Below are 11747 nucleotides of genomic sequence, written 5' to 3'. Positions count from 1 at the left end.
CCATCATTGCCACGGAGAAGACATGAAACTCTTTCGTCTATGTATACTTACTACGACTTTACTTACCTTAATGGCCTGTTCAGAGCCAGAAAAGCAAGTAAAAGAAGAGCCCATTAGGCCTGTAAAGTTATTCAATATAGGACATGATTCGCAAACAAATGTGCGCAGTTTTCCTGCTGAAGTGGTTGCTAACCAAGGCTCGTACTTAGCATTTAGAGTTAATGGTGAACTGGTAGAGTTTCCGGTATTAGCAGGTGAAGAAGTTGAAAAAGGACAACTTTTAGCAAAGCTTGACCCAGAAGACTTTCAATTACAATACGATGATAGAAAAGCCCGTTATGAGCTTGCTAAATCACAACTTAGCCGCATTGAACAATTACTTGAAAAAAGAATCGCGAGTCAATCAGAGTACGATGAAGCATTAGCTAATATGCAAGTGGCAGAGTCTGCCTTTAAAATTGCCGAAACCAACCTAGAGTACAGCGAACTGCGCGCCCCATTTGCAGGGACTGTAGCCAAAGTATTTGTTAAAAACTTTGAAAACATTCAAGCCAAGCAAAACATTTTACGCCTAGAAACCCGCGATTTAATGGATGTAGAAATCCAAGTTCCTGAAAAAATAATAGCGCGCATTAAAAAAGGCAGCGACTACCACCCTACCGTTGTGTTTGACGGTTATGATGATAAAGAGTACACCCTTGATTTAAAAGAGTGGGATACGCAGGCCGATCCTACTACGCTTACCTACAAAGTTGTTTTTTCGCTACCAGTGCCTAAAGACTTTAACCTACTTGCAGGGATGACGGGCCGTGTATTTATCGATTTATCAAAAGTAACCAGCTCGCAAGTGGCTTACACTATTTTACCGGTAGAGTCGGTTTTTTCTGAAGCTAAAGAAAGCGTGTCAGATAACGCCTATGTGTGGATATATAACCCAGAAACCGGTGTTGTTAATAAACAAGCCGTTAAAGTGGGCCAAGTACACCGCGACGGCATTGAAGTGCTAAGCGGTATTAAAGAAGGCCAAATTGTCGTCTCTGCTGGCGTGCACTCATTAGATGAAGGCATGAAAGTACGTCCATGGAATAAAGAGCGAGGCTTATAATTATGAGCTTTGCGCAACTCTCCATAGAGAAAAAAGTAATTAGCTGGATGTTTGCACTACTGCTGTTAATTGGCGGGAGTGTGTCGTACTTTGATTTAGGCCAACTAGAAGACCCAGAGTTTACGCTTAAAACCGCCATGGTTATAACTATGTATCCGGGTGCATCGCCACAACAAGTAGAGGAAGAAGTCACCTTTCCTATCGAAAATGCGATTCAGCAACTCCCCTACGTAGATTATGTAACCTCTATTTCATCAAATGGTAAGTCGCAAATATCGGTAGAAATGAAAAGTACCTACCGAAAAGAACAGCTGCGCCAAATTTGGGATGAAATGCGCCGTAAAATTAACGACTTAGCGCCTTCACTCCCAAGTGGCGTTTACCCAAGCACCATTTTAGATGACTTTGGTGATGTATACGGCGTTATGTATGCGGTTACCGGCGATGGCTACTCTTATGATGAACTTAAAGATTACACCGATTACTTAAAGCGTGAACTCGTACTCGTTAAAGGTGTGAGTAAAGTGACCATTGCTGGTGAGCAACAGCCTCAAGTAATGGTTGAAGTGTCTACCCGTAAATTAGCGCAGCTCGGTATTGCCCCAAGCCATATTTTTGGTTTACTGCAATCGCAAAATACAGTCTCTAACGCAGGTAAAATTAGAGTGGGTGATGAGTCTATACGCTTTCACCCAACCGGCGAATTTAAAGATGTTAAAGAGCTCGAAACCCTACTTATATCAAAACCCGGTGCTAGCGAGCTTATTTACTTAGGTGATGTAGCCAAAGTATTTAGAGAATACGCAGAAGTACCCAGCAATGTTATTCGCTACAACTCAGAACAAGCGCTTTTAATTGGCGTCTCGTTTATGAACAGCGTGAACGTAGTAGATGTAGGTAAACGTATTGACGAGCACTTAGCAGAGCTTGAATACCAGCGCCCACATGGCATACATGTAGAATCGGTGTATAACCAACCTAAAGAAGTAGAAAAATCGGTAGATGGCTTTATTGTCAGCCTAGTAGAGGCGATTGCCATTGTAATCGTGGTACTGCTTATATTTATGGGGTTAAAAAGTGGTATTTTAATTGGCGGTATTTTATTACTCACCGTTTTAGGCACCTTTATATTTATGAAGTTGTTCGCCATAGACCTGCAACGTATTTCTCTGGGTGCGCTTATTATTGCCCTTGGTATGCTGGTAGATAACGCCATAGTAGTAACCGAAGGCATATTAATAAATTTAAAGCGTGGCCAAACTAAGTTAAAAGCTGCGGTTAATATTGTAGAGCAAACTAAATGGCCGCTACTAGGCGCTACAGTTATTGGTATTACTGCGTTTGCCCCTATTGGCTTAAGCTCTGATGCGACCGGTGAATTTGCGGGTAGCTTATTTTGGGTGTTGTTTATATCGCTCTTACTAAGCTGGATCACCGCCATTACGCTTACGCCATTTTTTGCAAATTTAATGTTTAAACAAGATGAGTTTAAAAAAGCTAAAAATGCTGAGGGCGAAGAGGAAGATGACGACCCATATCAAGGCTTTATTTTTACCGGCTATAAAGCACTTTTAGATATATCTATGCATTATCGTAAAACCACGCTTGTGCTTATGGTCGTGCTCCTTTGCTCGGCTGTGGTTGGTTTTGGTGCGGTTAAACAATCGTTTTTCCCAGCCTCTAACACCCCTATGTTTTATGTAGATTACTGGCAGCAACAAGGCTCCGACATAAGAGCAACGCTAGAGGGGATTAAAAAGCTTGAAAACTACCTTCAAAAAGAAGAGCTAGTTGAAGAAATAACTAGTACTACAGGCCAAGGTGCTCCACGCTTTATGCTTACTTATGCACCGCAAAAGTCGTACTCGTCATACGGGCAGCTCATTATTAGAGTAAAAAACCGCGAGGCGGTGGCTGTAGTAATGCAAAAAGTGCGTGAATACTCGCAAAATACACCGCTTTCAGCTGAGCTTAAAATTAAGCCCATGGAAATTGGCCCCTCAACCGATGCTAAAATTGAAGCACGCTTTACAGGCCCTGATCCGGTAATACTTAGACAATTAGCCGCCCAGGCTGAAGAAGTGATCGCACAGGACGACGGCGCTTATAATATTCGTGATGATTGGCGCGCACGCACTAAAATGATTCGCCCACAATTTAACGAACAAAAAGCGCGCCGTTTAGGCATTAGCAAATCTGACCTTGATGATGTACTGCTTACTAGCCTTTCTGGCAAGCAAGTGGGTGTATATCGTGATGGTACGCAACTTCTGCCAATTATTGCTCGCTCGCCGGCAAATGAGCGCCTAAATGTAGAAAGCGTTCACGATTTACAAATATACAGCCCAGTATTGGGTGTATTTGTGCCAGTAACACAAGTGGTTGACGAATTTGTGGTTGAATGGGAAGACAGCCTAATTATGCGCCGCGACCGAAAGCGCACAATAACGGTAATGGCCGATCACAACGTATTAGGCGATGAAACTGCCGCTAAGTTATTTGCACGCGTGCGCGGACCCGTAGAAGCAATAGAGCTACCGCGTGGCTATAAATTAGAATGGGGCGGCGAGTATGAGTCGTCATCGGATGCACAAGCCGCTATATTTGGTTCATTACCACTGGGTTATTTAGCGATGTTTGCGGTAACCGTACTGCTGTTCAATTCACTTAAACAGCCTTTAGTTATTTGGGCTACAGTGCCACTTGCCATTATTGGTGTGAGTGCGGGCATGTTAATAATGAATGCGCCATTTAGCTTTATGGCACTACTTGGATTACTAAGTTTGAGCGGGATGCTGATTAAAAACGGCATAGTGTTGGTCGATCAAATAAATCTTGAGCTTCGCGATGGTAAATCGCCTTATCAAGCTGTGTTTGAATCTGGCGTTAGCCGTGTACGCCCTGTAGCCATGGCGGCTATTACCACCATTTTAGGTATGATCCCGCTGTTGTTTGACGTGTTCTTCCAGTCAATGGCGGTAACTATTATGTTTGGTTTAGGTTTTGCAACCATACTCACGCTTATTGTAGTGCCTGTGCTTTATACTGTTGTATTTAGAATAGACTACGAGCCTAGAAAGTAATTTAAAAGCCTTAAAGGACATTTAAAACGCAGCTTACCTCACAGTAGCTGCGTTTTTTAATATTTAAACCGAGGTTAAAGATGGACTTAATAAACTAGGTTGTATTTGTATTCTCTTTGGCTATTTTAGCTTTATAACCGACGAAAATGGCAATGTAGATTTAAACAACTACCTTATCACGGGCGGTATTGCACTGGTAATAACAGGCATGTTTGACGGTACTTACGATTTAATTAAACGACTACGCTCTAAAACAGTGTATCTACATTAGCCGTTTATTTAGGGCTTTTTTTACTTTATATTGGCGTTGTGTTTTATAAATAACCCCTCAAATGACAGCAAAACAACTTTTTAGAATAATAATTACCGCTAGTTTACTATTCCCCCCCTATTTTTTATTGCTTGGGATGAAAATCTCGATCCCCCCTTTATTGCCAATACCGCTTATGATTTTTTAACACATAAGCTGCTTCCTGCTTTGTCAGTAATAATTAGTATTGCAGGGGGGATGTACGGATACAAAAAGTACAACGCATGCATAACGTTTAAATCAAATTTTAAAGATTATGTAGGGCCTGTTTATCTTTCGAGGTTAAATTTGCAGCAGTGTGATTTAGGCAAGGCAGAGCCTATGTAGTGTGGTTATTCCCCATAAATAGGCGATAACGTGGAATAAATGCCAAACATGCGCTGCCCGGAGGGTTCTGCCTAGGGGCAATTTACTCTTTGTTGCTCAGTTTTTACTTAGTCCACTAGGTTACAAACCTCACGCCACGATTAAACCGCCCCTAGTTTGAACAAATTTTAATCCTGAAAGGTCAACAGGCCCTAGCACGATGGGAAGCTTAGGGGCTGGCTGGGTATTTTGTTTATACCGGTTTTAGTTTATTTATGGCTGTGGGCTAGTTTTTGTATTTCAGTAAAGTTATGGACGTATTATTATAGCGACAATAGCTGGCAGCAAGAGTACCAGCTACTGGCTGTAGAGGCATGTCCGAGTGATTACGAATACAGCTGCGCAAAACTGGTTGTGCTTGATTTACAAACTTACAGAAAGCGCTCTTTTAGATGGTATTTAGATAAACCAGCATTAAAGCGGCTAAAAAATGAAAAAATAAACATCGTGGGCGTTAAAAGCCCACTCGGTAACGTTGTACATCAAATACAATGGTAAGTGCGCACGCTATTTTTTTAAACTTAATGTGCCAGATGAACGCGCTTTACCGTTTGCTGGCTTTTTGTTGTTTGCGCTTTTGCTATCGCCTTGCGTATTTTTACTAGCTCCGCCTTTACCTACATAGGTGGTGGAGCGCTTTTGAAAGGGCGTGTTACTTCTTTGAGTGCGAGTGCCCCGCTCATTATTAAAGGCACGTGGGTTTTCACCCTGAAAATCACGCTTTTTAGGCTCGCCTTTGTTATTGGCATTTTGCTTATTGGTATCAACCGAATGCTCTTGCGTTTTACCCGAATCAGCAATGGAGTCATTAATTTGCGCCATTTCTACGTCGGTTAAATGTCGCCACTGGCCTACTTTTAAGCCCTTTAACGTTACATTCATAATGCGGGTACGTTTAAGGGTCACAACTTCATAGCCTAGGTATTCACACATACGACGAATTTGGCGGTTTAACCCCTGCGTAAGCACTATTTTGAATTCTTGCGGAGCTGTTTGTGTCACTTTACATTTTTTTGTAACGGTATCTAAAATAGGAATACCGTTGGCCATTTTGCTCACAAATTGGCGATTGAGTGGTTTATCAACTGTCACCACGTATTCTTTTTCGTGATTATTACCCGCTCGCAAAATTTTATTAACGATATCGCCTTCGTTAGTTAAAAAAATCAATCCTTCTGAAGGTCTATCTAAACGGCCGATAGGAAATATACGGGTGGGATAATTAACGGCTTTGACAATATTACTTTGAATTTTACTCTCGGTGGTACAGGTAATACCCACTGGCTTATTATACGCAATGTACACGCGTTTTGGTTTTTCGCGCAGCGGTTTTCCATCTACTAAAACAGTATCGGTATCAGCCACTTTTACGCCCATTTCAGGCGTATTACCATTAACTGTTACACGACCTTGCTCAATATATTTATCGGCTTCACGGCGTGAACAAAAACCTGTTTCACTAATAAATTTATTTAAACGTTTTAATTCGGTCATGGCACTTAATGGTCCTAATTTTAAAGGCGACTAGTGTAAACCACACGCCATTATTTTTCGCCCCTAATTTAAACCTTTACGCATTAATTTTTGCAATTTTTGCTTGAGTTAACCTGCGCCAAACATATTCCAGTGGCCCTTGCTCATAATAGCGACAATATAAAGAAGTAAACAATAGCTGCACGCTAACTAGGCCAGTCGCGATTATCCAATAGTCTATTCGGTTAAAACTTAATACCCACTGCGGATACAACACTTTATAAAGCAACAGCTGCATAAGTGTTTGGCATATATATAAGGTAAAGGCTAAACGCCCAGCTTGCTGAATAAGCCGACCCACATGGGCACTGTTATTGCAAAATTTAACGATGAGATGAATATAAAATACAGCCATGAACAATGCGGCAAAGGTATTTATAAACTCTTGTATGGCGAACCCTGCTCCCCCTGTGAACTTTGACGCATAAAGCCTCATGCCTGAAAAAATAAAGGCGCCAGCTATACAAACAATAAGGTGCGGCTTAGTTAAACCTTTACTAAAAACCTCATTTTTATATAAATATATGCCAATCAGCATTAGCCCTACGCACAGCCACATGATCATGATAGGAACAGCTACCAGCATTAATACATTCATACCTAGATTACTCAAAAAGTAATCGCTGTAATACGGGCTATATAAATCGATATACTGTGCTGAATCACGATAAACGACCTCATCTGGTGCACTAAAGAGCACCAACCCCGTGACTACACAACCAATTAAAAGAAACTCCCCTGCCCTTTTTACAAGCAGTTGGTTATTACTTTGCAAATATTTTAGAACAAACCAGCCAGATACACCGTACAAAAATAAAATGTCGCCAGCCCAAAGTAAAAAACCATGTACCAAACCAAAAATGATAAGCCAATGCAATCGCGCTTTTAAAGGCGCTGTTGATTTAACTTTTTGCCATTGAATATAAAGCCCTGCCCCAAACAGTAAGCTAAACAGCGTTCTAAATCGGCCATCAACAAAAAAAGTACTCACAACATGGATAAAGGTGTCGCTAAAAGGCGGGGTAGATAAAGGAATATAGCTATAATCCATTAAGCCAAACGCATAGCCATTCATATACACTAAGCAAAGCACAGCAATGCCGCGAATAAAGTCCATATTATAATTTCGCATAATGAGCGGTTACTGTCCTCTAACTATTATTTTTATAATTATCTGCCCAATCTACGGCTTGATTATATAACCCTGGCAGCACATCTCTTTTAACATTAAGTAATATAACGGCTTTTTCTAATGTCCACCAGCTACCTGTTTCGTACGCTTGTACTACATTTAAAATATAATATAGGGTGTTTTTTTCGTTTAATAATGCCGCTTTAATATCATCAGGAAAAGGTAACTTTTCGACTAATAAACTCATAGGTTGATCGAGTATCGCATCTAGTAACGAAAACAAGCCGGTTAAAAACGCCTCACCCGCCAACGATTTAGACACCTGCTTTGCTATTAGCTCACAAAAGCGTGCTCTAACTACACACACTTGCATTAGTTCTGCTGGCTTTTTACCCGCGGTGTGCGCGGTAACAATTAAACTAACAAACTTTTTTAAACGCTCATGTCCTAAATACACTAACGCTTGCTTAATAGATGATATTTTACTTTGAATAGGAAAAACACCACTGTTAATTAGCCGCATAAGCTTATATGCCAAGGCCGCATCAGCTTCAAATAACACACTAATTTGCTTTATATCTGGGCTTGGTTTCATTACTTGCGCGTAAATTGCCACAACTAACGCATAGTTATAATCAATGTCTTGCTGTTCGTGCATTGTGGGCTTGGCAAAAAAGTAGCCTTGAAAGTAATCAAACCCCATTTTATGTGCTTGGTGATAATCGGCTTGGGTTTCTATTTTTTCTGCTAATATTTTTATTTTTTTATGCTGTTTTAGTTTTTCTACAATCTCAGCAATATCTGATAAAGGCGTTTGCGCAATATCAAACTTTACTAGCTTAATAAACTTTAAAAATCGCTCCCATTGCTCGTTATAAACAAAGTCATCTAATGCGAGTTTATAGTTTTTATGAAAAAGCTCTCTGCAAAGCTGATAGTTATCGTCGGTGGGTTCAATGGTTTCTAATAGCTCAATGACCACATCTTTGCAGGGTAAAAAGTCACATAAATTGTGCTTTAAAGAGTCTGGGCCTATATTTATCAGTGCCGTTTTACCTGAGGTGATGTGGCGTGTGCCTAAATTAAGCTGGTTTTCCATTATTAGGCGAGCAGTTGCTTGACCTTCTTCTATATCGGGAAAAAAGTTTTCAGCACTATTACGAAATAAAAGCTCGTAAGCAACTACATTTTGCTTACGATTGAATATTGCTTGCCTTGCAACAAATACAGACACATTACCTACTTCTTATTTTTATACTCAAACTAAGTAATTAATAGCGTAAATAGGTATAAATGTCACTTCTACTGCGTTTAATTTTAATGATTTAGCAATACATGCTTGAAATATAATCAGCAGCGACCGTTTCCCACGAAAAACGTGCTCCTTTAGCATTAGCTGTAATGTTACTCCATTGCTTAGGATTTTGCTGTTTTAGCGTAAGGGTTTCAGTTAAGCATGTCATTAACCCATCAACTTGTTCATTCAACGAGCCGCCAGAAAATGCAAAGCCATTGTTGTTGTGGCTTACGGTGTCTTTTAAACCGCCAACACTGTGGACTAAACAAGGTTGCCCTGCGCGCATAGCAAGCATTTGACTAATTCCGCATGGTTCAAACGAGCTTGGCATTAAAAATAAATCCCCAAGCTCATATAGGCTATCGCCAATACCTTGCCCATAACCTTTTAAAAACAATAAGTTTGCATTGCGTGCCATGGCCTTGGTGAAAATGCTTTCAAGGGCTTTGTCACCAGAGCCTAAAATAATAAGACGACCGTTAAAACGGTTAATTATTTCACACACGTTATCAAGCGCTAATGCATTACCGTATTGTTGGCAAAGTAATAACACCTTTTGCTCGGTCAGCCTGCCAACACTTGTTACAAGGGGCCCATCTATTGGCGTGTTTTTAAACTGCAGCATGCGCTGATACGCCACATAGTAGCTCGTTTCAAGCTGCTCATGTTTTGCCATCCAGTTAAATAAAGTATGTTCAATACGCTCATACAAGAGCGATAAAGTAACTTGCTTAGGGTTTTGCTCAGGGTATTCACAGCCATTTAATATTCCCACCACCTTGCCTTGAGCCGATTGATTTTGTAAATCAAGCTCTAAGCCTTCTCCACCAAAAAAACCTTGCTGATAATTACTCGGCTTTAGTACCTCAGTACTGTAAGTAGGTGAGACTAAATGAACTTTATCTGCCAAATTTATAGCACTGCGCATAGGGTTAAAACAGTGTGGGTAACGAGGATCGCACAAATGTTGCCCGTTATAACCTAACGAAGGAAACCAAGCCTCTAAACTCGAGTCGTCGTGTTTAAAAGGCCTGATCCCTTGCAGTGCTAAATTATGAACTGTATAGGCAATATGTAAATTAGCGAGGGTATCGTAGCGTTTATCAAATTTTAATAATACGGCGACACACGCGCTATGCCAATCATGTAGATGCAGTGCTTGAGGGCGCATTATTAAACCCTGTAGCAGCGCTTCACATAGAGCGGCACTAAATAATGCATATTTTGTTGCATCAGTGGCAAAAGGTCGCCCGGGTTCGTCATTGCAATACACCGAACCCGATTGGCTAAACAATGGGTGCGAAATAACAAATTGATTAATGTGTGTGTTGTCATCACTTATTTTAAATAAAGATAATACCTGTGGCTGCGCTCTAAATATAACAGTGACATCACCTATATATTCACGTTGCAGTTGCTCAAACCCATAATCAGGAATAACAACATCTACGCTCACGCCTTGTGCTGCTAGTGCTTTTGGGGCATCTCTGACTACATCTGCTACCCCGCCCACTTTAGCGTTTGGTAAAGCATCGTTTTCTGCGGCAACCATTAATACATGCATTTATTTACTACTTCCTTAACCTTTGTTATTCGCACCCGATTTTAAGCGAACTTTTTATTTTCGTGTGCTTGACGTTCAAGCTTTTTAGCAAGTTCCGTGAGCATATCACGGGTGACTAATACGATGCCTTTTTTAGACACCCTAAAGCCATTTTCTTCATCGGCTTTTCTATCGTAGCCAATTTCAAGCCCTGCGGGTATTTCACAGCTTCGATCAATTATGGCTCCCTTAATTTTACAATGACGATTAATGAGAGCTCCGGGTAAAATTACTGATTGCTCTATTTCGCAAAATGAACGCACGTGCACGTTTGAAAACAGCAGTGATTTTCTAACCACTGAGCCCGATACAATACACCCTCCTGATACCGTTGAGTCTACCGCCATACCTCGTCTATCTTCATCATCAAAAATAAACTTAGCCGGTGGCAACTGCTCTTGATAGGTCCAAATCGGCCAGGTTGGATCGTATAAATCTAGCTGTGGCTCGGGCATTACCAATTCCATATTGGCTTCCCAAAACGAGTCTAACGTTCCTACATCGCGCCAATAAGGTTGCCCTTCTTGCATGGGATCTCTAAACGGAAACGCATACACACTGTGCTCTTCTATAATTGCCGGAATAATATCGTGCCCAAAGTCGCGGCCAGAACCTTCATTTTCAGCATCTTTTTTTAGCTGGTCAAATAAAAACTCAGTATTAAACACATAGTTGCCCATAGAGGCTAAGCAGGTACCTGGCTTACCAGGGACAGAGCTGGGGATCGAAGGCTTTTCATCAAAGCGACATACCCGATTTTTTTCATCAACGGTCATTACCCCAAAGGTATCTGCAGCCTCTTCAACAGGTACTTCAAGGCAACATACTGTCATGTCGGCGCCTTTTTGCACATGCTCGGCTAATAGTGCGCCGTAATCCATTCGATAAACGTGATCGCCTGACAAAATCATCACATATTTTGGCAGTTCGTGGCGAATAATATCCATGTTTTGAAAAACCGCATCGGCAGTCCCACAATACCACTCATCACCATTACGCTGAGATGCGGGTAAAATTTCAACCGACTCCCCCAGCTCCTTTTTAAAATGGCCCCAAGCGCGATTAACATGGCGAATCAAAGAGTGCGATTTATATTGTGTGGCTATTCCTACACGCCTCACACCCGAATTGATACAATTTGATAAGGGAAAATCGATAATACGGTGCTTACCGCCAAAATAAACAGCGGGCTTTGCGCGCCAATCTGTCAATTCGTGTAAGCGTGAGCCGCGTCCACCAGCCAGTATTAACGCGTACGTATCTCGGGTTAAGCTACTTATGTAACGATTTGCATAACTAGGCATAATACTCTCTCCGT

Annotated in this window: 8 protein-coding genes; 3 read left to right on the top strand and 5 right to left on the bottom strand. The window is 41.1% G+C overall.

The window, feature by feature from the left end; all coding sequences use genetic code 11:
* Positions 1 to 22 precede the first annotated feature (22 nt).
* The 3 genes from AN395_RS02155 (at position 23) to AN395_RS02145 (ending at position 5362) form a co-directional block, all read left to right on the top strand.
* Positions 23 to 1105 (top strand): efflux RND transporter periplasmic adaptor subunit, encoded by a 1083-nt coding sequence (locus AN395_RS02155; RefSeq protein WP_054981915.1) that lies wholly within the window; start codon positions 23 to 25, stop codon positions 1103 to 1105.
* Between the two features lie 2 nt (positions 1106 to 1107).
* Positions 1108 to 4188, top strand: coding sequence for an efflux RND transporter permease subunit (locus tag AN395_RS02150; RefSeq protein ID WP_054981914.1), 3081 nt, complete (start codon positions 1108 to 1110; stop codon positions 4186 to 4188).
* An 865-nt stretch (positions 4189 to 5053) separates the two neighbouring features.
* Positions 5054 to 5362, top strand: a complete 309-nt coding sequence (locus AN395_RS02145; protein ID WP_174694625.1) for a hypothetical protein — start codon at positions 5054 to 5056, stop codon at positions 5360 to 5362.
* 9 nt (positions 5363 to 5371) lie between these two features.
* Here the strand turns inward: AN395_RS02145 and rluF are convergent, their stop codons facing one another.
* The 5 genes from rluF to glgC form a co-directional block, all read right to left on the bottom strand.
* A complete protein-coding gene (rluF, locus tag AN395_RS02140) occupies positions 5372 to 6358 on the bottom strand; it encodes a 23S rRNA pseudouridine(2604) synthase RluF (RefSeq protein WP_029774482.1) in 987 nt (328 codons plus the stop codon).
* 76 nt (positions 6359 to 6434) lie between these two features.
* A complete protein-coding gene (locus tag AN395_RS02135; protein WP_054981913.1) occupies positions 6435 to 7514 on the bottom strand; it encodes a DUF418 domain-containing protein in 1080 nt (359 codons plus the stop codon).
* Positions 7515 to 7548: 34 nt separating this feature from the next.
* Entirely contained in the window at positions 7549 to 8763 is a 1215-nt protein-coding gene (locus AN395_RS02130; protein ID WP_054981912.1) for an EAL and HDOD domain-containing protein, read from the bottom strand.
* A 91-nt stretch (positions 8764 to 8854) separates the two neighbouring features.
* Positions 8855 to 10390, bottom strand: coding sequence for a glycogen synthase (locus AN395_RS02125; protein WP_054981911.1), 1536 nt, complete (start codon positions 10388 to 10390; stop codon positions 8855 to 8857).
* Positions 10391 to 10431: 41 nt separating this feature from the next.
* Positions 10432 to 11733 carry a glucose-1-phosphate adenylyltransferase gene (glgC, locus tag AN395_RS02120; RefSeq protein ID WP_054981910.1) on the bottom strand — a complete coding sequence of 434 codons (1302 nt, stop codon included), beginning with the start codon at positions 11731 to 11733 and terminating at the stop codon, positions 10432 to 10434.
* Between the last annotated feature and the right edge of the window lie 14 nt (positions 11734 to 11747).

The organism is Pseudoalteromonas sp. P1-30 (assembly GCF_001400005.1).
Lineage (GTDB): Bacteria > Pseudomonadota > Gammaproteobacteria > Enterobacterales > Alteromonadaceae > Pseudoalteromonas > Pseudoalteromonas atlantica.
The sequence above is the reverse complement of the archived record's forward strand: the minus strand, read 5'-3'. Positions and strand labels throughout refer to the sequence as shown.